23 protein-coding genes are annotated in these 25063 nt (G+C 69.3%); 2 read left to right on the plus strand and 21 right to left on the minus strand.

The features are described from left to right. From EIZ45_RS29485 to EIZ45_RS29495, 3 genes are read right to left on the minus strand one after another with little or no spacing between them, the layout of a single operon-like run. Window positions 1–975: a PdxA family protein gene (locus EIZ45_RS29485; RefSeq protein ID WP_101438501.1), complete on the minus strand. Its 975-nt coding sequence runs from the start codon at window positions 973–975 to the stop codon at window positions 1–3. Next, complete coding sequence (locus EIZ45_RS29490) at window positions 972–1436, minus strand: aromatic-ring-hydroxylating dioxygenase subunit beta (protein WP_020661405.1); 465 nt, start codon at window positions 1434–1436, stop codon at window positions 972–974. Before EIZ45_RS29490 ends, EIZ45_RS29485 begins: the two co-directional genes overlap by 4 nt. Continuing rightward, window positions 1436–2749 carry an aromatic ring-hydroxylating dioxygenase subunit alpha gene (locus EIZ45_RS29495; RefSeq protein WP_240690817.1) on the minus strand — a complete coding sequence of 438 codons (1314 nt, stop codon included), beginning with the start codon at window positions 2747–2749 and terminating at the stop codon, window positions 1436–1438. The genes EIZ45_RS29490 and EIZ45_RS29495 overlap by 1 nt, the downstream gene beginning before the upstream one ends. Window positions 2750–2866: 117 nt before the next feature. On the opposite strand from EIZ45_RS29495, the gene EIZ45_RS29500 reads away from it, so the two are divergent. Next, window positions 2867–3616 carry an IclR family transcriptional regulator C-terminal domain-containing protein gene (locus EIZ45_RS29500; protein WP_078870664.1) on the plus strand — a complete coding sequence of 250 codons (750 nt, stop codon included), beginning with the start codon at window positions 2867–2869 and terminating at the stop codon, window positions 3614–3616. A 519-nt stretch (window positions 3617–4135) separates the two neighbouring features. Here EIZ45_RS29500 and EIZ45_RS47435 read toward each other — a convergent pair. The 10 genes from EIZ45_RS47435 to EIZ45_RS29545 form a co-directional block, all read right to left on the minus strand. Continuing rightward, window positions 4136–4264 (minus strand): hypothetical protein, encoded by a 129-nt coding sequence (locus EIZ45_RS47435; protein WP_255443468.1) that lies wholly within the window; start codon window positions 4262–4264, stop codon window positions 4136–4138. Between the two features lie 148 nt (window positions 4265–4412). Further along, the gene (locus EIZ45_RS29505) at window positions 4413–5168 is read right to left on the minus strand and encodes an aspartate/glutamate racemase family protein (RefSeq protein WP_101438500.1); all 756 of its coding nucleotides are present in this window, start codon (window positions 5166–5168) and stop codon (window positions 4413–4415) included. Further along, the gene (locus tag EIZ45_RS29510; RefSeq protein WP_240690818.1) at window positions 5165–6496 is read right to left on the minus strand and encodes an MFS transporter; all 1332 of its coding nucleotides are present in this window, start codon (window positions 6494–6496) and stop codon (window positions 5165–5167) included. The genes EIZ45_RS29505 and EIZ45_RS29510 overlap by 4 nt, the downstream gene beginning before the upstream one ends. 134 nt (window positions 6497–6630) lie before the next feature. Continuing rightward, window positions 6631–7533: a LysR family transcriptional regulator gene (locus EIZ45_RS29515; protein WP_101438498.1), complete on the minus strand. Its 903-nt coding sequence runs from the start codon at window positions 7531–7533 to the stop codon at window positions 6631–6633. A 901-nt stretch (window positions 7534–8434) separates the two neighbouring features. Beyond that, window positions 8435–9688, minus strand: a complete 1254-nt coding sequence (locus tag EIZ45_RS29520; protein ID WP_020661413.1) for an MFS transporter — start codon at window positions 9686–9688, stop codon at window positions 8435–8437. A 162-nt stretch (window positions 9689–9850) separates the two neighbouring features. After that, the gene (locus tag EIZ45_RS29525; RefSeq protein ID WP_101438497.1) at window positions 9851–11101 is read right to left on the minus strand and encodes a 2Fe-2S iron-sulfur cluster-binding protein; all 1251 of its coding nucleotides are present in this window, start codon (window positions 11099–11101) and stop codon (window positions 9851–9853) included. Next, window positions 11098–12003: a xanthine dehydrogenase family protein subunit M gene (locus tag EIZ45_RS29530; protein ID WP_101438496.1), complete on the minus strand. Its 906-nt coding sequence runs from the start codon at window positions 12001–12003 to the stop codon at window positions 11098–11100. The genes EIZ45_RS29525 and EIZ45_RS29530 overlap by 4 nt, the downstream gene beginning before the upstream one ends. A gap of 9 nt (window positions 12004–12012) precedes the next feature. Next, window positions 12013–12792, minus strand: a complete 780-nt coding sequence (locus tag EIZ45_RS29535; protein ID WP_101438495.1) for an enoyl-CoA hydratase/isomerase family protein — start codon at window positions 12790–12792, stop codon at window positions 12013–12015. 2 nt (window positions 12793–12794) lie between these two features. Next, a complete protein-coding gene (locus tag EIZ45_RS29540; RefSeq protein ID WP_101441167.1) occupies window positions 12795–15233 on the minus strand; it encodes a xanthine dehydrogenase family protein molybdopterin-binding subunit in 2439 nt (812 codons plus the stop codon). A gap of 5 nt (window positions 15234–15238) precedes the next feature. Continuing rightward, window positions 15239–16792: a class I adenylate-forming enzyme family protein gene (locus EIZ45_RS29545; protein ID WP_101438494.1), complete on the minus strand. Its 1554-nt coding sequence runs from the start codon at window positions 16790–16792 to the stop codon at window positions 15239–15241. Between the two features lie 115 nt (window positions 16793–16907). Between EIZ45_RS29545 and EIZ45_RS29550 the strand changes: the two genes are divergently transcribed. Then, complete coding sequence (locus EIZ45_RS29550; protein WP_167442034.1) at window positions 16908–17480, plus strand: PadR family transcriptional regulator; 573 nt, start codon at window positions 16908–16910, stop codon at window positions 17478–17480. A gap of 154 nt (window positions 17481–17634) precedes the next feature. Here the strand turns inward: EIZ45_RS29550 and EIZ45_RS29555 are convergent, their stop codons facing one another. The 8 genes from EIZ45_RS29555 to EIZ45_RS29590 form a co-directional block, all read right to left on the minus strand. Continuing rightward, the gene (locus EIZ45_RS29555) at window positions 17635–17982 is read right to left on the minus strand and encodes a hypothetical protein (RefSeq protein WP_134667175.1); all 348 of its coding nucleotides are present in this window, start codon (window positions 17980–17982) and stop codon (window positions 17635–17637) included. 243 nt (window positions 17983–18225) lie between these two features. Further along, entirely contained in the window at window positions 18226–19410 is a 1185-nt protein-coding gene (locus tag EIZ45_RS29560) for an acyl-CoA dehydrogenase family protein (protein ID WP_101438492.1), read from the minus strand. Beyond that, window positions 19410–20768, minus strand: coding sequence for an MFS transporter (locus EIZ45_RS29565; RefSeq protein WP_101438491.1), 1359 nt, complete (start codon window positions 20766–20768; stop codon window positions 19410–19412). Before EIZ45_RS29565 ends, EIZ45_RS29560 begins: the two co-directional genes overlap by 1 nt. 66 nt (window positions 20769–20834) lie before the next feature. Next, window positions 20835–22061, minus strand: coding sequence for a CoA transferase (locus EIZ45_RS29570; RefSeq protein ID WP_101438490.1), 1227 nt, complete (start codon window positions 22059–22061; stop codon window positions 20835–20837). Next, window positions 22058–23035 carry a MaoC family dehydratase gene (locus EIZ45_RS29575; RefSeq protein ID WP_205670158.1) on the minus strand — a complete coding sequence of 326 codons (978 nt, stop codon included), beginning with the start codon at window positions 23033–23035 and terminating at the stop codon, window positions 22058–22060. Before EIZ45_RS29575 ends, EIZ45_RS29570 begins: the two co-directional genes overlap by 4 nt. Continuing rightward, window positions 23032–23931, minus strand: coding sequence for a CoA ester lyase (locus EIZ45_RS29580; RefSeq protein WP_101438489.1), 900 nt, complete (start codon window positions 23929–23931; stop codon window positions 23032–23034). Before EIZ45_RS29580 ends, EIZ45_RS29575 begins: the two co-directional genes overlap by 4 nt. After that, a complete protein-coding gene (locus tag EIZ45_RS29585) occupies window positions 23928–24419 on the minus strand; it encodes a nuclear transport factor 2 family protein (protein ID WP_101438488.1) in 492 nt (163 codons plus the stop codon). Before EIZ45_RS29585 ends, EIZ45_RS29580 begins: the two co-directional genes overlap by 4 nt. After that, window positions 24416–25063, minus strand: coding sequence for a 3-oxoacid CoA-transferase subunit B (locus EIZ45_RS29590; protein ID WP_101438487.1), 648 nt, complete (start codon window positions 25061–25063; stop codon window positions 24416–24418). Before EIZ45_RS29590 ends, EIZ45_RS29585 begins: the two co-directional genes overlap by 4 nt.

Raw genomic sequence — 25063 nt, forward strand, 5'->3', positions numbered from 1 at the left:
TCAGTCCTCCTGAACGGGCGGTGCGAGCAACCGGAGGGCGGAGAGCACGGCGCTCGGGTCGGCGGTGCCGCTCCCGGCTTTGTCGAAAACAGGGCCGTGACCGACGCTGGAGAACGGAATGCCCGCGCCGATCGTGATCGCGGCGGCGGTGCGCCCGGCCAGTGTCTTGACCGGGAGGTGCCCTTGGTCGTGGTACATCGCCAAGTACGCGTCCGCGTCCCGCGTGCCGCCGAGCAAGACGTCTGCCCCGGTCGGCCCCTCGGCGTCAATGCCACGCGCACGCAAGGCCGCCACCGCAGGCTCGGTGACCCGGCGGTCGTCGTCCCCGAAGAGGCCATGCTCGCCTGCGTGCGGGTTGATCCCGAAAACGCCGATCCGTGGCGCGGCAATGCCCATCCGGCGAAGCGCCGTATGGAGAGCGACACCGGCCTGGACGACCAGCTCTGGGGTCAGCCGGCCTATCGCGTCGACGAGCCGTTCATGCAGAGTCACATGCGCGATCCGGACGCCGCCGCCGACCAGCATCAAGAAGACTTCGTCGATCGGCGTACCAGTCAGCTCGGCGATCAGCGGCGGGTAGCCCGCGAAGGCGATGCCGGCCTGGCGGACCGCGTTCTCTGAATGCGGGCAGGCGACGACGCCTCGGTAGCCGCCGTCCATCGCCAGCGCAACTGCCTTGGCGGCATAGGCGATGGTCGCTGCGCCTGCCGCAGCGGTCACTCGGCCGATGGCCAGCTCCGCGGGATCGAGTGCGCCGACGTCGATCACGTCGCACATTCCCGCGTCGGCCCTCGCCCCGGGGACCGCTGCCCGAAGGGCAAGGCCGGCCTTGCGGGCAGGTTCCACGAGGACGTGCCGGTCTCCCACCACGACCGGTGCGGCGGCGCCGAGCATCGCAACCGCTTTGACCGCGATGTCGGGGCCGCTGCCGTTCGGGTCACCGATGCTCAGCAGCGCTCTGCGCGGCTCGCTCACAGCGGAAGCACCAGCAATGTGTCGGTGCGGGAGCTGTCGCAGACCACCACCCGCTTTTTCAACAGCGCCGCGCCGTCGGCGAAGACGTACTCGTCAAGGTAGCGGCCGCTGGCGAAGACATCCGTCGGCCCGTTGCCGGCGATGCGAAGGACCAGGAAGGCGGTTTCGCTGGTGGCGCCGGACTTGCTCTCGGCGAGGATCGCAGGCTGGCCAAGCAGGTGCCGGTAGACGTGCGGCTCGTAGATGTTGGCTTCCTTGAGCGCGGAGATCCGGTCTTTGAGCATCGCCTTGTTGTCGGCCCAGATGAGGCCAGCGGGCAGGCCGCGGCGGTGATTGTCGGCGGTGGTCACCTTGTAGAAGGCGTCCTCGGCGAAATGCTCGGGCCAGTCTTCGATCGGGCCGTCGTCGATGGCGCGCACGTAACTGCCCTGGGCCCTGCTGATCAGCGTGAACGCGTCCATTACCGGCGCACTCCTTCGCACTCGTCGATCGAGAAACCCATGGCTTCGCGATAGACCTTCCAAAAGCCGCGGATCGAGGCCTCGGTTACCCTGCTCTCGCTGGAAACCGCCTGGTCGCCGCCCATCTGAACGGTGGCGAACTCACCGCTCGCGCCGGCGATGCCCCGCTGCACGAAGCCGCCGATCGCGCCGTCTTCCATCGAGACGAACCCGGCTGGGCCGACCAGGTTCGACTGCTTCATCCGCACCAGCTGCTGTTCCTCGGTGTCGTCCTCGAAGCCGAGGTAAGTCCAGTTGAGGCGGGTGGAGTCGACCGCGGTCGGGAGCACCTGGCGCACCGCGATGGAGTTCTGGATCTGCTGCAGCACGAATCCCGGCGAGACCGACAGGATCTGCAGGGTGACGTCGTCGCCGAACTCGCGGAAGCTGTTCACCAGCGAGGGGTCCTCGAGCTGGTATTCCGAGTCGGAGCGGATGCCTTGGTCCTTGTAGTGCTCAGCGGTCTTGGCTTCGGCCTCCCGGTTGATCGCCGACCAGCTCACGTGGTTGCCGCCGGATTCGGAGACGATGATGCCGCCCTTTTGGTTCAGCTTGTTGAGCCCGAAGGTGGTGAAGAACAGATGCAGGATGCTGGCGTGGTAAGAGTCCTTGACGTTCTCCAGGTACAGCTTCCAGTTGTTCGGCAGCGTCTGGGTGAACCGCCCGAGCACTACCGGCTTGCGCCCGCCGAGAACACGCTCGATCCGGTCGAGGATCTCCTGGCCGAGGTACTCCTCGATCGCGGGTACGTCGTTGTCGAGGCTGCCGAAGATCAGGCCGTGGACGTTCGCGAGGCGGAGCCGCCGCGGACTGTGCGCGGCCTTGCAGAACTCCTTGCGCATTCCGCCCTTGCCATTGATGCCGTCTTCGAAGGCAACGCCGGTGAGGTCGCCTTGGAGGTTGTAGGTCCAGGCGTGGTAGACGCACGTGAAGTCCTTGGTATGCCCGTAGTGCTCCATCGCGATCAAGGAGCCGCGGTGTGCGCACCGGTTTTCGAAGGCATAGATCTGGCCGTCGTGATCGCGGGTCACGAGCACCGGTTGCTCTCCGATGAAGGTGGCGCAGAAGTCTCCCGGCTCGGCGAGCTCCGCTTCCAGGCAGAGGTAGTTCCACGTGGGGCCGTGAAAGATGTTCTGCTGCTCGGCTCGATAGACGTCCTCGTCCTGGAAAACCCAGTACGGAACTTCGGTCAGCGACACAGGCCACGCGCGGCTCGACATGTCGGCACGCGCCGCGGCCTGCGACGCCGCCCCTGCCCCTCTCGACTCGTTCAACGCATTCCCTCCGGAGACACTTGACTAATTCCGTTCGGTATGCGAACGTATAACCGCTTTCCGAACATCTGCTTCAGTAGACGTGCCGCGGGGCGCGCATGTCAAGAGGAGGGCTGCATGGCAGTCGAAGGAATGGCAGGACTCGCCAAAGGGCTCGCTGTCCTCGAGGCATTCGGGACGGCCACGCCCCGGCTGACGATCAGCGACGCCGCCCAGGCCGCCGGGCTGAGCCGCGCCGCCGCTCGACGCTGTCTGACCACGCTTGCGGAAATCGGCTATGTCACCTTCGACGGGAAGTTCTTCTCCCCCACTCCCCGAGTCCTCCGCATCGGTGCCGCCTACACCGAGTCCGCAGCTCTCCCGCAGCTCGCACGACCACACCTGGCGGCTATCCGCGACGTGATCGACGAATCCGTCTCGCTGGCGGTCCGCGACGAAAACGACTCGCTGTTCGTCGCCCGGAGCGAGGGCACCCGGATCCTCAACAGCAGCATTCGGGTGGGCGCGCGAATCCCGCTCTATGCCTCCTCGACCGGACAGATCCTGCTCGGCGCGTTGAGCGAATCCGAGTTGGCCGACTACCTCGCCGCCGCGCCATTTCCAGCGCGCACCCCCAAGACGCCCACCACTGCCGACGCCGTCGCACAGCGCGTCAAGGACGCCGGTGCGGACGGTGTGGCCATCGGCGACGAGGAACTCGAACCAGGACTGCTCTCCATCGCCGTGCCGGTCCGCGACCCGGCCGGCCAGGTCGTTGCCGCCATCTCCATCAGCGCCTCGAGCTCCCGGGTCACTGTCGAGGAGTTCCGCGACCGTGTCCGGCCGGTCATGCAACAGCACGCGGCCGAACTCGGGCGGCAGCTCTGACTGGGAACGAGCCGCGGAGAACACCGGGGTGGCACGCCCGAACCCGACAGCGCTCGCCGGGCGCTGGTGACGTTGTTCGCCCTCGCCGCGCAGCGGCCGATGCCTCAGTGAAGGAGCTTGCTGGGCAGTGGGCGATACCGGTGCCCTCAGCGGACCGGTAACTAGCGATGCTGCGGGACATGGGCCTCATCGAAGGAGCAACCGCTGCCACTACCACTCAACCGTGCACGCGGCTGCCCTCGCCCGGGCGGCTAGGCACGCCAGACCGGCCCTCTGCCAACGCTCGCACCCGTGTCCAGAGCACGAGCGAACCTCAACTGGACGAAGGATTTCCCAACGCCAGGCGCGAGGTACCAAGACAGGCTTCGTCGCATGACATCCCCGAACACGGGATGCACCACAGGTTCTCTCGGCACAGCGAGCGCCGCCGGCTTTCGCCCACGCCCGGGAACCGGATCCGGTCAACGGCTCCTTCCGGGCGATCCGCGATATCCAGGCGGCACAACGGAATCGGGGTGCTCACATCGGGCCCTCCGAGTGGCCTGCCCCGGCCGCGCCGGGCGACCGTGCGGTGAACACCATCGCGACGGTGGCGATCACGGCGCGGGTGGACAGACTGCGTCGCAGGGACCCTTCGCCGGACGTCATCGATTCGCTCCATAGTGGACGTAATGGAGAACGTCGATGTAGCCGGTTTGCCTGCCGTTGCGGCCGTTTGGCGCACGTTCTGCCCGGTGGAGGCAGCACGCCTGCGGCACCGCACGACTGTCCGTTCGAGGTATCCCGTATGGAGGAGTCAGTAGGCGCCGGACAGCAGATGACCGGCGTCCGGCACCGTGGTGTCGAGACGCAGCGTGGTGAGGATGCGATGCACGGTCGCCGCGGCCGCGGTGACCACTGGCACGCCGAGCTTGTCCTGCACCGGCTCGATCGCGGACAGCGAGGGCATCTGGACGCACGCGGACAGGACGACAGCGTCCGCACCCGTGATGTTCAGGCGCTCGACATGGTCGAGCAGGTCGGCGGGGTCGAGGCGGCCCACTGCGAGGTTGTCCGCCACCTCCAGGCTCAGCGCGTCGCTCACCTCGATCGACTCGCTCTCCAGGTATCCGGCGACTTGAGCGGTCAGCTGCTTCAGGTACGGCGTCACGATCGCCACCTTCTTGGCGTCGATCGTCTTGAGACCGGCGACCAGCGCCCCGGCCGAGCTGATCACGGGCGTCGGTGCCCCGTTAGCCTCGGCCACCTCGCCGAGCCGCTGCTCGGACACGCGGTGGTAACCCGGCCCCTGGCACATGATCGCCACCAGACATGCGTAGGCGAGCACATCGCACCGCGCGTCGCTGAGCTCGACGGCGCAGCGGTCGCTGTCGAGGTCCATGCGCTTGAGCTCGTCGGGATCCACGTGCATCATCCGCATCCGCGCGGAATGGAACGTGAAGCGCTCTTCGGGGAAGAGCCGGTGCCGCGCGTGCAGCATCGCAGGAACCTCGGTCTCCATCGTCGTGTTCGAACTCGGCACGATCTGGCCGATGCGGAAGTTGGTGGTCATGCGTTCTCCTCGGAAACGGGGTAGTGGTTCACGTCGAGTTCCTCGCCGCCGGTTTCGCGCAAAGTGAAAACGAGGCCGGCGGCGAGGAGGTAGGTCACGGAGGCCAGGCAGTAGGTGAGGGCAAAGCCGGCGACGGGCACCAGCAGCGGCACGACGACGATTCCCGCGATCGCCCCGACCCGCCCGAAGTTGAAGCAGAACCCGGCCGCGGCAGCCCGGACACGGGTGGGGAACAGTTCGGCGTACCAGGCGCCAAATCCGCTGAAGTACCCGGTGAAGAAGCCGAGCAGGGCCGAAAGCCCGCCGACGATCGCGATGTTCGCTGTCGTCCAGGCCATTGCTCCGTCGCGCAGCGGGATCATGCGCACGCCGTAGGCGAACAGCGGGATCGCGACGGCGATGCCCGCGAAGAAGAACGCGAATGCCCGCCTCCTGCCGATCCGTTCGGCGAGGGCGCCGAACAGCAGGTAGCCGGCGGTCGCGCCGACCCCGGTCCACACCAGGAAAACCGGCGCCTGGTCGATCCGGACGTGCAGCACGCTCTGGAGAAACGTCGGCGTGAACGTCATGATCACCCAGTAGCCGAACATGCCCAGGACGGAAATCGACAAGGCTTTTGCGGTGGTCGCACGGAGTTCCCGCCGGAAGATCGCCGCGATGCCGGGCCGGGCGGTTTCGCGTCCCCCACATGCTTGCTCGGCGATCCAGACGGGAGATTCGCGCACCGCGACGAGAATGCCGAGAGCGACGACGTACGCGGGGATCGCGGCGATGACGAACAGCTTGCGCCATGACGCCGGGTCGGCGGGATCCAGCACGGTCCAGGCGAGGACCGCGGCCAGGAGGTTGCCCGCGGACCATCCGGTCTGCATGACCGCAATCGCCCACGCGCGTTTCCGCGTCGGCCAGACTTCGCTGACCAGCGCGACCGCGGCCGACCACAGGCCGCCGACGCCGATGCCGACCAACAGCCGGTAGACGCTCAGCTCCACGACATTGTGGGCGAAGCCACAGAGCAGGGTTCCGGTCGCATAGGTGACGACCGATACCAGCAACGTGCGTTTCCGCCCGATGCGGTCGGAGAGGTAGCCCAAAAGATAGCCGCCGACACCGGTAGCCAGCAAGAACCAGGCGACGGAGGCAGCGACCTCGGCGAGTGTGGTGTGGAACGTGTGCGCGACCGCGAGCAGGACGAAGCTGAACACTGCGGCGTCGAGCGCGTCGAAAAGCCAAGCACCCCAGCAACCTCCGAGCGTTTTCCAGCGCACGGAAGGTGCGACCGAGCCCATGCCGGCAGACGGCGACTCTGGCGAGTCAGCACGGATCATCGATGTCCTCTCTCTCCCTTGTTCCGGTGTTCCGGCGCCAGTGCCCGACGGCTGGTCCGGAGCGGACGATGAAGATTAAGCAGGACGCGTTGCCGTTGCACAGCAATGATTCGCGAGACCGCCATCACCTGCCGTCATGGCTGGAGGGCGCGACCTTCGTCGCTGAGGAGGTGTTCGAACATGAGCCGCGCCGCGGGTGGCAGCGCCTCGGCTCGGCGGACGCACAGGGACAGGTCGCGGCTGGCCCACGGCTCGTCGAGAGCCAGCGTTCTGGTGCCGGTCAAGGCGTACCCCACGAGGTTCCCGGCCGGAACGACGCCGATCCCCAGGCCGCATTCGACCATCCGGCACAGGGCGTCGTAGGACGCGACTTCGATCTGATGCCGCAGCGTCCGCCCGGCTTGCCCGGCGGCGGTCAGCATCTGCAGCCGCAGATGCGTTCCGGTGCGGAGCACGACGTGCTCGTGGTCGAGCGTTTCGGCAAAGCCGACCGAATCGCGCGCGGCCAGCGGATGCCGTTCCGGCACCAGCACCTTCAGCTCGTCCCGGCGGAACGGGTAGACCTCGATGTCGGCGTGGTACGGCAGGCTGGTGAACAGCCCGATATCCGCCCGGTTCTCGGCGACCGCCTCGGTGATCGCGAGACTGTCCTGTTCGAGCACCTGCAGCCGGACGCCGGGATAGCGGGCGGCGAACGACGCGACCAGCGGCGGCACGAAGGTCGACACCGCGGAGATGTTCGCCAGCAGACGCACGAGCCCGCGCGCCCCGGACGAAAAGTCCCGCATCCGTCGCGTCAGGTCTGCCAGGTCGTCGAGCACCTGCCGGGCCGAGACCGCGAAAGCGGCACCGGCCGCCGTCGGGGTGATTCCGCGGTTGGTGCGCACCAGCAGTTCCGTTCCCAGCATCTGCTCCAGATCGCGCAGCCGCCTGCTGATCCCGGCGGCGGCGAGATGCTCGCGGTCGGCGACTTCGGCGATCGTGCCGTGGTCGACCACTTGCACGAACAGTTTCAGGGACGTCGGGTCCAGCGTCATCGCTCCGGTCTCTCCTTTCACCGATCTGAGCATTCCCCGGTTGCTCCTGGCCCGTTTCGGCAGGGTGCGGGAAAGTAATGCGATCGGGAGGCTTCGTTCGAAAGGATACGCATCCCCGAGCCCGCCGCAGACATCCCGCGGGAACGCGACGTGCGACAAGCGCACCGCCTTCAGCTCAAGTGACCACCTAGGAGTTTGCGAATGTCGCGATTACCTTTTGAGGGAGTCGCAGCGCCACTCGCAACGGAATGCAGTATTCCGGCGGAAACCAGATCCCGCAATGCCTGATTGCACTGCACATCATCGAGCCCCGGAGCTCGGCACGAACTCGATGGAATGTTTCTCGACGGCTAGCGTCTCGCTGGCCGCGTTCGCCGCCTCGGCGACAGCGAGAGCCAGCCGAAGACTCTGCCATAAAGGAAAACGACTGGTCGGATAGCTCCGCTGGCGAGCACGCTGACTCGCATCTCACCGGATGGTCAAACCATAGTCTTGCGTTCATCGCATCGGTTTGTCGATAGAGAACCGGCGAACTCGGCCGGTTGCTGGGCGGGCTCGCGGACTGCACCCAGAGCGCGGTCGCACTGTGCACGACCATGTCGATCGGGAGCTACAGGCTGCTATTCGTCCTGCCCGGCTTCCGCGAACGCGCCGGGAGGCACGCTACGCAGTCGGGCGCATGGCAGATAACTCTCCCGCTAACTGGCCGCCAGGGGGGAGTCAGCCGGGGGTTCAACTGGCCACCGACACGCGCGGCACACCGGTAGTAGGTCCGGGCATCCCGATCAGCCGGCGCGGGCCGGAAGCGCGTCACGTGCCCAGCCGCCACGGCGTCCGGATCGAGCCGCATGCCCTGCCTCGCCCACCGACCGAAGAACACGTACTCGATGTACCGCCACTGTCAGACGGGAGTGGCGTCGTCGGCCGCGGTCCTGGCACCGCGCTCACGATCGAGCGCACCCCGGGTTTCCGGGCTGGCCAGGATCGCGATGACGAACACCAGGGTCGCGCCCGCCAAGAAGATCACGAGCCGCGAGGGAACGTCCGACAGAGCCGGGCTGAGCAGGCTCACCACGGTCGGCATCAGCCCGCCCAGCATGAAGCCGAGGTTCCAGCTCACTGCGGTGCCTCTGGCCCGCAATTCGGTCGGGTACCGCTCGTTGAGGAAGATCATCAGCGGCGAGTACGCGGCGTTGGACAGCATCACCATGATCACGCACAGCACCGCGACGACCGCGCCGCGATGGCCTCCGGCGGAGGCGATGCCCCAGGTGAGCAACGGCAACGCGAAGAGGTTGCACAGGCCGAACCCGATCATGGTGCGGCGGCGGCCGAGCCGTTCGCTCAGTTCACCCGCACCGATCGCCGCCCCGATCACCACGACGCTGCTGATCAGCAGGATGGCGCCGCGCTGACCTGCCGGTACCCCCACCACCTCGCTGAGGAGGGTGGGCAAGTACCCGGACGTCAGGTAGTACTGCGCGCCGCCGCCGGCGGCCACCGCGATGTTGAGCGCGAGGATCTTCTTTCCGCGGCCCCGAACCAGTTCCCGAAACGGCACCGGAGCCCGCTGTTTCCCTTCGAACTCCGGAGATTCCTCGACCTTGCGCAGCACGAACAAGCTCAGCAGCGCGCTGAGCAGTCCGCAGAAGAACAGCACCCGCCAGCCCCACTGGTCGAATGCCGGGCCGGTGAAGATCGCCGAGACCACGATGTAGGCCAGGCTGGCCAGCGCGGCGCCGAGGCCCGCTCCGCCGGCCCCAATCAGCCCGCTCATCAGGCCGCGCCAGCGCGCGCCGATGCTCTCCGTGCCGAGCGTGTGCGTGGTCGCGGTGACACCGCCGACGAACAATCCTTGCGCGATCCGCAGCGCCAGGAACAAGATCGGGGCGAGCACGCCCACCGCGGCGTGCGGCGGGACCAGGCCCATCGCGGCGGTGGTGATGCCGACGCCGCCCATGACCAGCACCATGGTGGCCTTGCGTCCCTTGCGGTCGGCCAGCTCGCCGAAGATCGCGGCGCCCGCCGGGCGCATCACGACGGTGACCGCGAACGAGCCGAACACCGCGGCGATACCCAGGGTCGGGCTGGTGCTCGGGAAGATGTTCTTGCTGATCGGGCCGGCCACGTAGAGCAGCAGGAACAGGTCGAACAAGTCGAAGGACCAGCCGGCGACGGATGCGAATACCGCGGCACGAGGCGACTTTGACCGTGGTGCGATATCGGGTGTCAAGGTTTTCCCCTCACGGGAGATGAGACAGGACAGCGAGAACCAGGACAGGAATCCGAAACGTGGACTCCTGCCCGCGAATCCAGATCAGCGGGACTTCCGGCGCGTGCGACGCAGAGCTGCCCGGATCCGGTCGAACAGCGGAGCGAACAGAAGTTTCAGCGCGCTCGGCGCTTTGACCGGACCGCTGGGCGCCTGCCCGGAGGTCGCGGCTTCGGCCAGGGCGTCCGCGAACTGCTCGAACATGCGCCGGCTCACGTCCCCGGCCAGCGCGCGGCCGAACTGCGCGATGCGCCCGGTGAGATAGACCTGGGCTTCGGCCCGCATCGCGGTACCGGCGGCGGTGGCCTCGGTGCGCAGCACGATGTCGGCCTGGGTCTGCGCTCCGCCGGTGTCCTGCCCCTGCGCGAGCACGCGCAACCGCTGACTGGCGCGGTCGTGCTCGACGACGTGCGCCACCCCTTTGAACGCGAGCTTGATCGGGCCCACCGAAACGCGCGCGCGGCCGGCATAGTGGTCTTCGCCCAGGTCCTCGGTGAGCTCTGCTCCTGGCAGGCACCGGGCGAGCAGCGACACATCGTCGAACACGCGCCACACCGCGTCCACCGGCACGCCGATCTCGGTCTCGATGTCGACCGCGATCGTCGGATCGCCGTCCGGCAGCACGATATCGACCCGGCGGGTCTCGGCGGCGTTGCTGTCCTCGTCGGCTTCGCGGCCGTCGGTGCTGCCCGCTTGACCGCTGGCCCGGCCCACAAGCGCGCGGCGCGCGCAGTTGCCCGGGGCGGGAATGCCGTCCGGGTGCGCCGCCCGGGTTTCCTCGACCGCGGCGAGGATGTTGCGATACCCGGTGCAGCGGCAGATGACCCCGGACAGCTCCCCGGGCAGTTCGTCCTCGGTCACTTCGGGCTTGTTGCTGAGCAGGTCATACGAGCTCATCAAGAAGCCGGGGGTGCAGAAACCGCACTGCAGCGCGTGGTTGCGGCCGAATGCCTCTTGCAGCGGGTGCAGGTCGTCCGGCCGGCCCAAGCCCTCCACGGTGACGATGTCCGCCCCGTCGAGCTGGACCGCGAACAGCAGGCAGGCCCGGGCCGCTTCCCCGTCCACGAGCACCGTGCACATCCCGCACACGCCGTGCTCGCAACCCACGTGCGTGCCGGTGAGCCCGAGGTGGTCCCGCAGCGCGTCGGCGAGCGTCACTCGCGCGGGCACGCTGAGCACGGCAGGCGTTCCGTTCACCGTCATCCTGACCTCGACGAGAGCGTCCGCGGCCGCCTTGACCGCACGCGGTTTTCCTTTTTGCGCCAAGGGTTCGGTCGTTTCCGGAACAGTCTTCACGAGGTCACCTCACCGGCGCTCCTGCGAGCGCGCTCGTATGCCTTGCACAGTTCCCGGCTCGCCAACGTGCGGAAAAGCCGGCGACGGTAGTCGCGGGACGCGTGGGCGTCGCCGTCGGTGTCGACCAGTTCGTCGGCCACCGCCGCGAGCGGGTCGGACAGAGCGCTCGCCAGGCGGCGCACGTCGCTGCCGCACTCACCAAGCGCGGCGGCGAGCTCGGCGCGGACGGAGCGGGTGACCGGCCGATCGGACACGCCGAACCCGGTCAGCTCCGCCTCGGTCTCCGCACCGCGCACCCGGACGCGGACCGCGACCCCGGCGAGCGCGAAATCGCCGTGCCTGCGCGCGATCTCGGCGAACCCGAAGCCTTCCCGATCGCCGACGGCCGGGAAGCGCACCGCGGTCAGGATGTCGTCCGGTCCGAGCGCGGTGGTCATCGCGCCGGAGAAGAACTCCCGGGCCGGCACCTGACGGGAACCCCCGGTGCCGGTCACGGTCAGCTCGGCGTTCAGGCAGCACGCGACGGCCGGCAGCTCGGCGGCGGGATCGGCGTGCGCGAGGCTCCCGCACACGGTGCCCCGGCTGCGCAGTTCCCGGTGCCCGACCCACGGCAACGCCATGCCCAGCAGGGGAACCGTGGCAGCCGCCGGGTCCCGTTCGACCCGGCGCTGGCGCACCGTGGCGCCGATTTCCAGGTACCCGCCCGCCGTGTCGACCCGGTCCAGCTCCGGGACGGAATTGATGTCCACCAAGGTTTCGGGGCGGGCGAGCCGCATGGCCAGCACAGGGACCAGTGACTGCCCGCCCGCGATGACCTTGCCGCCGCCGCCCGTGCTCGCGAGTTCGGCGATCGCGTCGGACAGACTCGACGGCCGGACGTAGGCGAATGGTGCGGCCTTCATGGTGTCAGCTCACCGGCCCTGGAACTTCGGTGCGCGCTTCTCGGTGAACGCGGCGACGCCCTCAGCGAAGTCGTTGCTGGAGCGCAGCATCGAGTACGCCTTGCGCTCCAGCTCGATGCCGGAGTACAGCGGCGCGTCCACGCCCTTGTCGAGCACCTCCTTGGCGGTGCGCGCGGCGAGCGGGGAGAACCCGAGCAGCACGCCCACGATCCGCTCCACCTCGGCGTCCAGCGCGGCGCGGTCCTGGACCACGTTCGCCACCAGGCCCCAGTCCCCGGCTTGCTGCGCGTTGATCCGCGACGCGGTCATCACGTGGTACTTCGCGCGGGACAGCCCGATCAGCCGGGCGAGGCGCTGCGTGCCGCCGGAGCCGGGGATCATGCCCAGCCGCATTTCCGGCAGCGCGAACTCGGCCCGCTTGGTCGCCACCCGGATGTCGGTGGACAGCGCGAGTTCGAGCCCGACGCCGAAGCAGTAGCCGTCGACGGCGGTGATCACCGGCTTGGGGCTGCGCGCCGGAGCGGTCACGTTCTGGCCGAGGTCGGTGAAGTCGATCGGGTCGACCTCCATGAACCCGGCGATGTCGCCGCCGGAGGAGAAGTGCTCCCCCGCGCCTTGGACGACGACGACCTTGATCTCGTCGTCGGCGTCGATCTCCGCGAACCGGTCGGCCATCACCTGACGGGTCTCCCAGGTGATGATGTTGTACTTGCCGTGATCGAGGGTCAAGTAGGCGACCCGGCCTTCGTGGCCGCGGTCGAGCCTGATCTCGCCTCCGGTGAGTGCCATCGTCAGTGGTTCCTTTCGTTCTGCGAGGTGCTGCCGGTCAGCAGCTCGTGGAGCACGTTTCCGTGCAGGGGCAGGCTGGTGACGTCCACTCCGGCCGGAGCGAGCGCGTCCGCGACCGCGTTGGCGATCGCGACCGGCAGGCTCATGCAACTGCCTTCGCCGCAGCCTTTCGCCCCGAGCCGGGTCAGCGGGGACGGTGTTTCCAGGTGGTCGCTGTTGAGCTCGAAGGTCGTTTCCGCGGTGGTCGGGCACAGGTAGTCCATGAAGGTGGCGGTGGGCTGCCCGGCGTCGGTGTAGCGCATCTCCTCGAACAGCGCGCCGCCCAGTGCGTGCGCGAGCGCGCCGTGCACCTGGCCTTCGAGCAGCGTCGGGTTGAGGATCGTGCCGGCGTCGTGCACCGTGACCACCTGCTCGAGCTTCACTTCCCGGGTCTCCGGGTCGATCCGGACGACGGCCAGTTCCGCGACGAAGCCGTAGCACAGGCTCGAGTTGATCTGGTCCGAGCGGCTGGCCGCCTTCGACTGCGGCGGGGTGAACGCGGCCTCCTCGTAGAGGCGGGCGGAGGTGCCTTCCGGCAGCGCGCCGGGGTCCCAGTGCACCAGCCCGGCCGCGTGCTTGAACGGGACCGCCCGGCCCGGTTCGCCGCGCTGCCGGACGTGGCCCTCGGCCAGCTCCACCTCCTCGGCCGCGACGCCGAGCAGGGTGGCGCCGGCGATCTTGACGGTCTCGGCGAGCTTCTCCGCGGCCTCGACCAGCGCGCTGGTCAGCAGCGGCGCGAAGCGGGAGGAGTAGCTGCCCGAGCTGATCGTCCACGGGGTGGTGGCGGTGTCCATCTCGACGATCGGGCGCACCTGCTCCAGGGGCAGGCCGAGCTGGTCGGCGACCACCTGCTGGGCGACGGTGGCGTGGCCCTGGCCCTGCGGCACGGTGCCCAGCAGCACCGACACCTGCCCGCTGGGGTCGACGCTGATCCGGACGTGCTCGGTGGAGCCGGACTTGCCGCGCCCGGACGCCCGCTGCTCGGCCGGGGTGGCCAGGCCGACGTAGCCGATGTTGGTCGCGGACGGGTCGACGATGGTGGCCACGCCGAGGCCGAAGTACTCGCCTCTCGCCCGCGCCTCCCGCTGCTTTTCGCGCAGGGCCTGGTAGTCCGCGTTCTTCACGACCATGTCGAGGGCGCGGTGGTAGTCGCCGGAGTCGTAGATGCCGCCGGTCGGGGTGGCGTACGGGAAGTCCTCGTGCCGCACGAAGTTCCGCTTGCGCAGCTCGATCGGGTCCAGGCCGCAGGTTTCGGCGACCTTGTCCATCAGCCGTTCCAGGCCGAAGTACAGCTGCTGGCCGCCGAAGCCGCGGTTGAGCCCGGTGGGCGTCTTGTTCGTCACCACAGCGCGCGAGCGGATCTCGACAGCGTCGATCTTGTACGCGCCGGTGATGTTGCCGAAGCAGCGGTACAGCGTGCTGGGCTCCGGCGGCCGCAGGTAGGCGCCCACGTTGTCCACCAGGTCGGCGCGCAGCGCCTGCACCGTGCCGTCGTTCGAGACGGCGGCCTCGAACCGCATCGCCCGGTCCGAGCCGGCCGAGCTGGCCAGCAGGTGCTCGATGCGGTCCTCGGTCCAGCGCACCGGCCGGCCCGCGTGCTTGCTGGCCAGCGCCATCAGCGCGACATAGGGATAGATGCCCGCCTTGATGCCGAAACTGCCGCCGTTGTCGGCCGGGATCATCAGCCGGATCCGCGACGCGGGCAGGCCGAACGCGCCGGCCAGCACCGCCACCATGGAGAACGGGCCGTGGAAGTTCGCCCACGCCTGGATGGCCGGGCCGTCCCCTTCGTCCTGCCACTCGGCGACGACCGAGTAGCACTCCATCGGGGTGGAGGAGTAGCGCGGGAAGTCGTACTTGCCCTTGACCACGTGATCCGCCTTGGCGAACACGTCGTCCACGCCGCCGAAGGTGAAGGTCCGGTCGGTCGCGACGTTGCTGTCGGCGTCCTCGTGCAGCCGCGGCGCGTCCGGCAGCAGTGCCTTCTCCACGTCGACCACCGGCGGCAGCGGCTCGTAGTCGACCTCGACGAGTTCCGCCGCGTCCTCGGCCAGGTACCGATCGTTCGCGACGACGACCGCGACCGGTTCGCCGACGAAGCGCACCTTGTCCGTCGCCGTCGGGTAGTACGGCATCGGTGCCTTGAGCGCCAGCGGGAACGGGCGCAGGGCCGCCTTGACCTCCTCGGGACCGATCACCGCGGCGACCCCGGGGTGCCGGCGGGCCCGTTCGAGGTCGACGCCGCGGATCCGGGCGTGCGGGTGCGGGCTGCGCACCACCGCCGCGGTCAGCGTGCCCGGCAACGGGTCCATGTCGTCGAGGAACCTGCCGCGGCCGGTGAGCAGCGCGGGGTCCTCGATCCGCGCCGTCCTCCTGGCCGGCTTTCCGGAAACTGCGGTCATGCGGTTCACCTGCCTGCTTCTGCGACGCTGTCGAACAGCGCGCGGTAGTTCCCGGAGCTCAGTTCGCGGCGGAGGATCTTGCCCACCCCGGACTTGGGGATGGTGTCGACTGCGACGAACCGCTTGGGGCACTTCAACGACGGCAGCCCGGACTGCTCGCGGACGAAGGCCTCGAGCACTTCGGTCGCGTGTTCGGGGGTCATGCCGTCGCCCGGGACGAAGAACGCGGTGGCGGCCTGCCCCCACCGGTCGTCGGCCATGCCCACGACGACCACCTCGCGCACCGCCGCACAGCGGATCAGCGCGTCCTCGATCTCGTCGGGGTAGATGTTTTCGCCCCCGGAATTGATCATGTCGTCGACCCGGCCGGCGACCCAGAGGTCCCCGTCCTCGTCGGCGATCGCCAGGTCGCCGGGGAAGTACCAGCCGTCGCGGATGGACTTCGCGTTGGCGTCCGCCCGGTGCCAGTACCCGGCGAACGCCTCGGGGCTGGCCATCGAGATGGCGATCTGGCCCTGCTCCCCCGGCGCCACCTCGGCGTCCGGCGGCGCGGCGGGGTCCGGGTCCACCAGCCGGACCCGCGAGAAAATGCCGGCGCGGCCCGCCGAGCCGGGCTTCGCGAGCACGTCCGGCCCGATGGTGAAGGTGTAGATCTCGGTGCTGCCGAAGTGGTTGACGAAGGACTCCGGTGCCAGCGCGCCGGCGAGCTGCTCGGCCAGCGCCGGGGTCATCGACGAGCCCGCGTAGGCCAGCCTGCGCACGGTTCGCGCCTCGGCGAGCCGGCCGGTGCGCACCAGCGACCAGTAGATCGTCGGCACCAGGTACAGCGAACCGATCCCCTCCGCGGTGATCAATTCGAGCGTCTCGTCCGCGTCGAACTTCACCTGCGGCACCCAGGTTCCCGCGCCGACCAGAGTGGCCAGCAGAGTGCGCAGCCCCATCGTGTGGAACAGCGGCATCACGCCCAGCGTGGCGTCGAAGCGGGACTGTCCACTCTGGATCAAATGCGCGATCGCCGCGTAGTGCTCGGCAGAGTGCGTGCGCGGCACGCCCTTCGGCTTCCCGGTGGTGCCCGAGGTGTAGAGCATCACGCTGATGTCCTGATCAGACACTCGGATGCCCAGGCAGCCGCTCGGCTGAGCCAGCGCCCGGCGCTCGATGGTGTCCTCGCCCGGTGGCCCGGAGGCGATCCGAGCCACCGGGGGCAGCCCAACCAGCGCCTCGTCCGCGAGAGCCGCGGTCGAGGCGTCGGTGATCACCAGGGCGGGCGCGGCGTCGGCGACGCAGTAGGCAAGTTCGGGCGGCGCGAACCGGAACGACAAGGGCACCGAGACCGCACCGAGCTTCTGCACGGCCAGGTGCAGGCTGGCCAGCGGTTCGCCACCGGCGAGCGAAAGCACCACCCGTTCGCCGGGCCGGACGCCGAGCTCGGCCAGCGCCCGTGCCAGCCGGTCGGTGTGCGCATCCCACTCCGCATAGGTCATGGGGCTTCTGCCGCCCACCGCACGGCGCCGGGGATAACGCTCCGCCGTCCAGCGCAGAACCGTACCCAGATCCATGACCGTCCCTCCATCGCGACAGCGGTCGTGCCGATCGGAACTACCGTACGTAACACACGGTACGATTCCGACCGTCTGTTTCGGATGGTTGCGAACCTACGATATGGTTCGGAGCATGTCAACGGTTCGGTTGTCGACGACGTCGTACGTGGTGCTCGGCATGATCGCGCTGCGCGGGCCTTCCACGTCCTACGACCTCAAACGCGCGATCGGCCGGTCAGTGGGCTACTTCTGGAACTTCCCGCACGCGCAGCTGTACTCGGAGCCCAAACGGCTCGAGGAAGCCGGCTTGCTGGAACTCGACGAGGAAGATTCGGGGCGCCGGCGCAAAACGTTCTCGATCACCGAAGCCGGCCGGAAGGCGCTGCGCGGCTGGATGGCCGAGCCTGTCGACGAGCATTTCGAGCTGCGCGACGTAGCGGAGATCAAGCTGTTCTTCAGCGAGCTGGCCGGACCGGACGACGTGGCACAGCTCGCGAAGGGTCAGGTCGAGCAGCACGAGCGCCGGATCGCCGAATACGAGGAAATGCAGCGCCGCTTCGGCCACATCGAGGAAGTAGCCGGCCGGATGATCACCCTGGAACTCGGGCTCGGCATGGAATACGCCGCCCTCGAGTTCTGGCGCGGCGTACGCGAGCGCGCCGACCGCGGCGAGTTCGAGATCGGAAAGCAGTCGCCTCGGGACTAGCGTCCCCGCGCCGGCGGCCGCCGCCCGGAACGCGGCTCTCTGCCTCGTCCACCCAGTTACCTCGCGCCGACAACGCGCCGCGGGAACCGTTGGGCCTGGTGTGCACCCTTGGGCTCCAAGACCTCGGAAACCACCCAGAGCGATGAGGCGAAGTTCAGCCTTTGATCCGCAGCCGGCCGGCCGTAGCCAGCTGCTGCCGGACAGACGACCCCCGCACGGACGGAGACCGCACGGTCACCTCTTCCGGCGCAGCATGCCGCCCCCTTCGACCGGCGTTGCCAGTCGTGTACTTGTTGCGTCGACCGAGAGAAATGATGATCGCCCTCAACGACGGAGCGAACGGCGACGTCAGCTGGACGAGGACATTGAGCAGCTCCCGCCGATGCCTCGGCATCCTCCTCAAATGCACCCCGCGGCGCAGAGCGGCCTTGCCGCCCAGCGCCGCAATTACGGCCATATAGCCGACCGGCCGGTAGCCCAGCACGGTCCGGCGACGTCCCACCGGGCAGGCCAGGACCTTCGATGCGGTTTTGCCCAGGCGAATCAGCCCGCGGCGTTTGAACCGCGGCTCGGCTCACCCTGTCGGCGCAGCATGCCGTCGAACCGGCTTTCGCCGGGCTGCCGTCCTGACATGCATCAGCGCGCAGCCGTGCAGGTGGCGGGCATCAGCGAGTACTCCACACCCAGCATCGACCTCGGCACAGCGCCAGCCGCCATCGACATACGGTCCGAGCTGCGGCTCGTGTCATCTCGCGGGGCCGAGGATGTCGTCGGAGATCACGCGGAGCTGGATTTCGTTGGCACCTTCGAAAATCCGAGTCAGCCGGGCGTCTCGCCAGTGCCGTTCCACGGCAAAGTCCGTGGTGTACCCGGCACCTCCGTGGATCTGCATGGCTTCGCTGGTCACCCGCTCGGCCATTTCGCTGGCGAAGTACTTGGCCATTGCGGCCTCGCGGTCGCAGCGGCGGCCAGAGTCGATTTCCGTGGCCACGTGGTACATCAGCTGGCGAGCCGCTTCGATGTCGGCGGCCATGCGGGCGAGCTTGAACCGGAGGTCCTGGAACTGGGTGAGCGGTCCGCCGAACTGCTGCCGGGTGCGTGCGTACTCGACCGCGTCGTCGAACGCGGCCTGGGCGAGCCCGATGGCGCGCGCCGCGGTGTGCGCGCGACCGACCTCGAGACCGCTCAGCGCGAGATAGAAGCCGCGCCCCTCCTCGCCGAGCATCGCCGAAGCGGGCAGCCGAAGGCCGTCGAACGCCAGGTCCCAGGTCGACCAGCCGAAGTAGCCGATCTTGCGGATCTTCGTACCGCTCATACCCGCGGGGAAGGAGCCCCGGGGCTTGTCGACCAGGAAGGCGCTGATCCCCCGGTGCGGCTTGGCCGGGTCCTTGTCCGACGTCCGCGCGAACAGGACGAGGTAGTCGGCTTGATCCGCGTACGTGCACCACATTTTCGTGCCGTGCACGACCCAATCGTCGCCGTCGCGGCGGGCGCGACAGGAGAGGTTCGCGACGTCCGAGCCTGCCTCGGCCTCCGACAGCGCGAAGGCGCCGAGATACTCCCCCGCAGCCATGCGTGGCAACAGTTCCTTGCGCTGTTCCTCGGTGAACTCGCCGCCCATTCCGTTGCCGCGGGCCAGCAGGCTGGCGACGCTGAGCCAGCCGCGCGCCAGCTCCTCGGCGACCAGGCAGTACTCGAAGACGCCGAGCCCGAGTCCGCCGTATTCCTCGGGGATCATCAGGCCGAAGAAACCGAGTTCGGCCATTTCGTCGCGCAGGCTGTCGGGGATCGCACCCTGCCGGGAGTCGAGCTCGTCGGCCAGCGGCCGGACCCGTTCGCGGGCGAACTGCCGGGCCAGCTGCTGGACGTCGCGCCGGTCTTCGGTGAGATATCGCGGCGTGCCGGGCCGCGGGACAGGGCGGTGTGTCATCAGGCGTCCACCTTGCTTTCGGAGTGGCCTCCCTCGACGACGTCGTCGAGGGAATCGAGGGTCGTGCGGGCGGTTTCCGGGGCGAAGAGCCCAGCGACGGCGGTGATCGCGCACAGGCCGAGGACGTAGAGGCCCACCGGCCACGGGGCGCCGCCGCCGGCCGCGGCGAGGCTGACCGAGATGAGCGGGGCCAGGCCGCCGAAAAGGACTGCGCCGATCTCGCGGCTGACGGCCGCCCCGCTGTAGCGGGTTTTCGTCGCGAACAGCTCGGCGAGGATCACGCCCTGGACACCGAACATGATGCCGACGCTGCCGCCCTGGGCTATGGCGACCGCGACGATCGCGAGAAGGGTGTTGTGGCTTCCGGCGAGCCAGAAGAACGGGAACGCGTAGGCCGCTGCGAAGACAGCGCCGCCAATCAGAACCGGGCGCCGGCCCCACTTGTCGGAGGCGAGCCCGGCCAGTGGCGCGGTGACCATCACGGTCACGCCGGCGACGACCAGACTGGCGGTGCCGACCGAGGCCGAGTGGCCCGACTGCTTCAGGAAAGCCAGCGCGTAAACCTGGTACACGTAGCTCAGCGCCAGCGGCGCGGCAACCACGCCCACGACCAGCAACACGTTCTTCCACCGCGTGCGCAGCAAGGTGAAGATCGGAACGCCGCTTTCCTCGGCCGGTGCGGTTTCCCGCTGGTTCTCCTCGAAGGCCGGGGTTTCGTCCAGCCGCAGCCGCAGCCACATGCCGAGCCCGATGAGCACCACGCTGGCGAGGAACGGCAGCCGCCAGCCCCAGGAGAGGAACTGCTCGTCGGTGGTCAGCGACGTGGACAGGAAAACCGCCGCCGACGACAGCGCCATGCCGGCGTAGGAGCCGCTGGCGCCGAGAGCGCCGTACAGCCCGCGACGGTGTGCGGGCGCGTATTCGACGGCGAAGATCGCGGCACCGCTGTATTCCGCGCCCGACCCCGCGCCCTGCAACAGCCGCAGCACGACGAGCATCACCGGCGCGGCGATGCCGATGGATCCGTACGACGGGATGACGGCCATCAGCGTCGTGGAAGCCCCCATCAGCAACAGGGTCGCGACGAGTGCGGGCTTGCGGCCCAGTTTGTCGCCGATGTGCCCGAAGATCGCGGCGCCGACCGGTCGGGCGACGAACCCGACGCCGAAGGTGGCGAACGAAAGCAGCAACGCCGTCGTCGCGCTCTGCTCCGGAAAGAAAACCTTGTTGAAGACCAGCGCGGCAGCGGTGCCGTACAGGAAATAGTCGTACCACTCCAGTGCGGATCCGATGAGAGCTGCGCCGGCGACTCTGGCCAGCGTGCGCGGGCCGCCCGCGGGGACCGGGTTGTGCGACATCGATGTCACTCCTTCTGGATTCGAACTGGGTGCGAACGTGGTTCTCGGGCTGGGAAAAGGAGCGGGCTACCGGCGGCCAGGCACCGAGCGCGACCCGGCGATTTTGCGATCGGCCAGCGAGCCGATTTCCCGGTCGGACAGGCCGAGGATCTCGCTCAACGCCCAGTGCGTGTCCGAGCCGAACGGGCGGGCGCCCGACGTCTCGAGGTAGCGCTCATCCCAGCGCAGCGGCGACGTCGCCGTCAGCATCGGCGGCCGCCCTTCCGCGGCGACGTCGACCAGCACCGCCGATTCCTCGCCGCGGCGGTAGGCCGCGACGACTTCCGACGGCGTGCGGAACTCGCCGACCATCACCCGGGTGCTCTTCGCGGCGTCGAGCACCTCCGCCGCCGTGCGGGCGGCGAACCAGGGCGCGAGGACCGCTTCGATCAGCGCCCGGTGCTCGAAGCGCGCCCCTTCCTCGTCGAGGTCGACCTCGTGTGCGGTTTCGAGCGCGGCGAAGACCTTCTCGGTCCCGGTGACCCGGACCAGATCCCGCCACTGCTGGCGGGTGATCGCGACGGCGATCACCCGCCGCCCGTCGGCACAGGCGAAGTCGACCCCGAACGCCCCGTACATGTGGTTGCCCAGCCGGGGCCGGTCGCGGCCGTTCTCCTCTGCTTCGGCCAGCCAGCCCAGATGCGCCACGTGCGCCGCCGCGACGTCGTCGAGCGCGAGGTCGATCCGCGAACCCTGACCGTCGAGCGCGCGCCGGCGCAGCCCGGCGAGCAGTCCGGACACCGCGAGCAGCCCGGTGGCGATGTCCCAGGCTGGCAGGACGTGGTTGGTCGGCCGGTCGAGATCGGTGTGGCGGGTCAGCATCGGCACGCCGTAGCGGGGGTTCACCGCGTAGTCCATCGCCGCGCGGCCGTCGGCGTAGCCCTGGATGTGGACGTGCACCAGGTCCTCGCGGCGGGCCCGCAGGCGGTCGTGGTCGAAATACAGGCGGCCGATCGTGTTGTCGACGAACAGTCCCGCGTCGTCGCCGGGCGCGGTCACCAGCGCGGTCGCCAGTTCCTGGCCTTCCGGAATGCGCAGATCGAGCGCGACGGAGCGGACGCCTTTGTTGAGGCCGGCCCAGAACAGGCTTCGCCCGACGCGGTCCAGCGGCCAGCGGCCGCCGTCGACCGAGCCCTCGACCGGGTCGATCCGCAGCACTGTGGCACCGAGCTGCGCCAAGGTCATCCCGGCGAGCGGCCCGGCGACGAAGCTGGTGGCCTCGACGACGCGCAGCCCGGCCAGTGGCGCGGTCACGTGAGCACCTCGCAGCGCCAGTCCAGCACGTCCCGCGGAACGTCGTTTCCCGCTTCGGCGGTGACGCGAACCCGCAGCTGGGCGACGACGCTGCCGGACGGCCCGGGGCGAGCCGACAGCAGGTCGATCGTCGAACGGAGAGTGTCGCCCTCGTGCACCGGCCCGGTGTGGTCGCACGATTCCCAGCCCAGGAAGGCGACCAGGTCCGGGAAGGCACGGGCGACCTGAGCGGCGGCAAGGCCGATGGTGTGCCCGCCGTAGACCAGCCGCCTTCCGGTGACTCCGGCGTCGTGGTGCACCTGGGCGACGTTCAGCGTCAGCCGCGCCAGCTCCGGCGCCGAGCTGACCACGTCGCCGCCGACCACCTCGATCGTCGTGCCGGGTTCCGGCGGTGTGCGGGTCCGGTGCTGTGTCAGGTCAAGGGTCTGCAGCGCGGCTTCGGCCGACGGCGCGTCGGTCCCGATGCCGCTGAGGTCGTCCTGGTGCCCGGTGTCGGGTGCGTCCGGGCTCAACGGAAGCATCGCGCAGCGGTGGAAGTCCAGCACGGCCGCGCCGCGCTGGTCGACGCACTGGATCCGCAACGCGGCCAGTCCGGTGGCGCCGCGGCCGGGCCGCCGCGTGTTCTCCCGGAGCCCCACCACGGTGGTCCGCGTGTGCAGGGTGTCGCCGAGCACGGGGAAACTCAGGAAGCGCAGGCCGCGGTAGAACAGGTTGGCCCGGACGAAATGCGTAGCCTGGGTCGACTGACCGATGGCGACGTCCCAGACGTAGGCGGGGTGAGCGACCGGACCGCGCCCGGTGAGGCGGGCTCCGGCCACGTGATCGGTCGCGTAGCGCAGCCGGTCCCCGACGATCATCTGATGCACCGCCGCACCGCCCGCAGTGAGCGTGACCGGCGGTGCGGCGTCGAAAACCTCGCCGCGTTCGAGCTCGTCGAAGTACGGTCCCCGGGCGCGCACGACAGTCCCGGTCACCGTCGCTCCCCAGCGCGGGCCAGCACCCGGCGCGCCCGGACGGCCACGGCCTCGTCGAGCATCTGCCCGTCGAGCGCGACCGCGCCCGAACCGCGGGCGGCGGCGCCGGCGAGCGCGTCGAGGACGCCGTGGGCCCAGTCCACTTCGGCCGGTGCGGGGGTGAACAGGTCGTTGACCACCCCGAGCTGAGCGGGGTGGATAGTCCAGCTTCCGTCGAAGCCTTGGTCGCGGGCCTCCCGGCGGTCCGCAGCGAACTCGGCGTCGGCGGCGATCGACAACCACGGCCCGTCGACGACGGCGCGACCCGCGGCCCGCGCAGCGAGCAAGACCCGGCTCCGCACCTGGGCGCGCAAGCTGCGCGCGCCGGGTGAGGCGGCGTCGAGGTCGCATCCGAGGTTCGCGCCGAGATCGGCGTAACCGATGACGACTGCGCGGATTCGCGCGGCCGCGGGCACGATGCGGTCCAGGTTCTCCAGCCCTGCGGCCGATTCGATCAGCACGTCCAGCCGGATGTCCGGGCAGCCGTCGCGACCGGCGACCGCCCCGGCCACCAGACGATCCACAAAGGACACGTCGGCCGCGTCCTCGACCTTCGGCACGACCAGGGTCAGCGGGCCGGTCGCGGCCGCCGCCGCGGCGAGCACGTCGAGGTGGCACCAGGCCGTCCCGACCTGGTTGACCCGCACCGCGAGACCTGGCCGTCCGGCCTCGGCCAGGATCTGCGCGACGCGTTCGCGGGAGCTCGCCTTGCTCCCGGGCTCGACGGCGTCCTCGAGGTCCAGCACGACTTCGTCGGCGGCGGAGGCAAGGGCTTTGGCCGTTTTGCGTTCGTCGCTCGCGGGCACCACCAGGCACGAGCGCGGAACGAGCACGGAATCCGGTGTTCGCGCGCTCATCGCGGGGGATACCGGTCGTCGGCCGCGACGCGCGCGGGAGGCCAGGCGAACCGTCCGGCGTCCCAGCCTTCGGCGAGGTCGGACCACCAGAAGAAGGTGACCTTGCGTTCGTCGAACAACCAGTCCCCGTTTGCGGCACGAACCATGCGATCGGCGTACCGGCCGGCGGCCAGCTGTGCCCGGCCGTCGACGACGCAGGGCTGCAGCAGCCACGTTTCGCCGGTCGCGGTGTCGCCGTCGAGCTCCAGCGTTTCGTTGGCGGAGAAATGCCACCAGGAACTCAGGCTTCCCTTTTGCAGCCCGGGAAAGAACTCCAGCAGTTCCGCGTGCCCGCGGACCGCGGACAGCCCGACGAAGGCGCCGTCGCGAGTGAACAGTTCCACGAGTTCCGTCCAGCGCCCGTCGTCGAGGTACTGGCAGTAGCGAGCGCGCAGCTGTTGCAGCGCATGCAGATCTTCCATCCGCCGGACGCGTTCTTCGAGGCTCATCCGGCCACCGCCTGCCGCTCGGCGACCTGCGCGCCGGTGGCGGCGCGCACCTGTTCCGGCGCGACGTCGGGCGCGCACTCGACGAGGACGAAGCTGCCGTCGGAGATGTCGAGCACGGCCAGGTCAGTGATCACCCGGGACACCACGCCGCGCCCGGTCAGCGGCAGCGCGCACTCGGCGACCAGCTTCGGTTCGCCGTCACGGGTGCGGTGCTCCATCAGTGCGATCACCCGTGACGCGCCCGACACCAGGTCCATCGCGCCGCCGATGCCCTTGATCATCCGGCCGGGAACGCTCCAGTTCGCGATGTCGCCGTTGGCCGCCACCTGAAGCGCCCCCAGCACGGCGACGTCGATGTGGCCTCCGCGGATCATCGCGAACGACTCGTCGGAGCCGAAGAACGACGCCCCGGGCGTCACGGTCACGGTCTGCTTGCCCGCGTTGATGAGGTCGGGATCGACCTCGTCGACGTAGGGGAAGGGGCCGACGCCGAGGATCCCGTTCTCGGCGTGCACGGTCACCCCGGAACCGACGGCGAGGTGTTCGGTGATCATGGTCGGCAGTCCGATGCCCAGGTTGACGTACTCGCCGGCGCGCAGTTCGCGTGCGGCCCTGGCCGCCATCTGCTCACGGGTCCACGGCAT

The sequence above is a fragment of the Amycolatopsis sp. CFH S0740 genome (genome assembly GCF_004522315.1).
GTDB lineage: Bacteria > Actinomycetota > Actinomycetes > Mycobacteriales > Pseudonocardiaceae > Amycolatopsis > Amycolatopsis nivea.

Bases quoted from the DNA above. Each gene is read 5' to 3' on its own strand.
- EIZ45_RS47435 (WP_255443468.1), bottom strand. From the start codon at position 4,264: ATGACGTCCGGCGAAGGGTCCCTGCGACGCAGTCTGTCCACCCGCGCC.
- EIZ45_RS29500 (WP_078870664.1), top strand. From the start codon at position 2,867: ATGGCAGTCGAAGGAATGGCAGGACTCGCCAAAGGGCTCGCTGTCCTC.
- EIZ45_RS29535 (WP_101438495.1), bottom strand. From the start codon at position 12,792: ATGGCACTCACCGGAGGCGAGATCAGGCTCGACCGCGGCCACGAAGGC.
- EIZ45_RS29540 (WP_101441167.1), bottom strand. From the start codon at position 15,233: ATGACCGCAGTTTCCGGAAAGCCGGCCAGGAGGACGGCGCGGATCGAG.
- EIZ45_RS29550 (WP_167442034.1), top strand. From the start codon at position 16,908: ATGTCAACGGTTCGGTTGTCGACGACGTCGTACGTGGTGCTCGGCATG.
- EIZ45_RS29510 (WP_240690818.1), bottom strand. From the start codon at position 6,496: ATGATCCGTGCTGACTCGCCAGAGTCGCCGTCTGCCGGCATGGGCTCG.
- EIZ45_RS29490 (WP_020661405.1), bottom strand. From the start codon at position 1,436: ATGGACGCGTTCACGCTGATCAGCAGGGCCCAGGGCAGTTACGTGCGC.
- EIZ45_RS29580 (WP_101438489.1), bottom strand. From the start codon at position 23,931: ATGAGCGCGCGAACACCGGATTCCGTGCTCGTTCCGCGCTCGTGCCTG.
- EIZ45_RS29585 (WP_101438488.1), bottom strand. From the start codon at position 24,419: ATGAGCCTCGAAGAACGCGTCCGGCGGATGGAAGATCTGCATGCGCTG.
- EIZ45_RS29565 (WP_101438491.1), bottom strand. From the start codon at position 20,768: ATGTCGCACAACCCGGTCCCCGCGGGCGGCCCGCGCACGCTGGCCAGA.
- EIZ45_RS29545 (WP_101438494.1), bottom strand. From the start codon at position 16,792: ATGGATCTGGGTACGGTTCTGCGCTGGACGGCGGAGCGTTATCCCCGG.
- EIZ45_RS29590 (WP_101438487.1), bottom strand. From the start codon at position 25,063: ATGCCGTGGACCCGTGAGCAGATGGCGGCCAGGGCCGCACGCGAACTG.
- EIZ45_RS29530 (WP_101438496.1), bottom strand. From the start codon at position 12,003: ATGAAGGCCGCACCATTCGCCTACGTCCGGCCGTCGAGTCTGTCCGAC.
- EIZ45_RS29515 (WP_101438498.1), bottom strand. From the start codon at position 7,533: ATGACGCTGGACCCGACGTCCCTGAAACTGTTCGTGCAAGTGGTCGAC.
- EIZ45_RS29505 (WP_101438500.1), bottom strand. From the start codon at position 5,168: ATGACCACCAACTTCCGCATCGGCCAGATCGTGCCGAGTTCGAACACG.
- EIZ45_RS29560 (WP_101438492.1), bottom strand. From the start codon at position 19,410: ATGACACACCGCCCTGTCCCGCGGCCCGGCACGCCGCGATATCTCACC.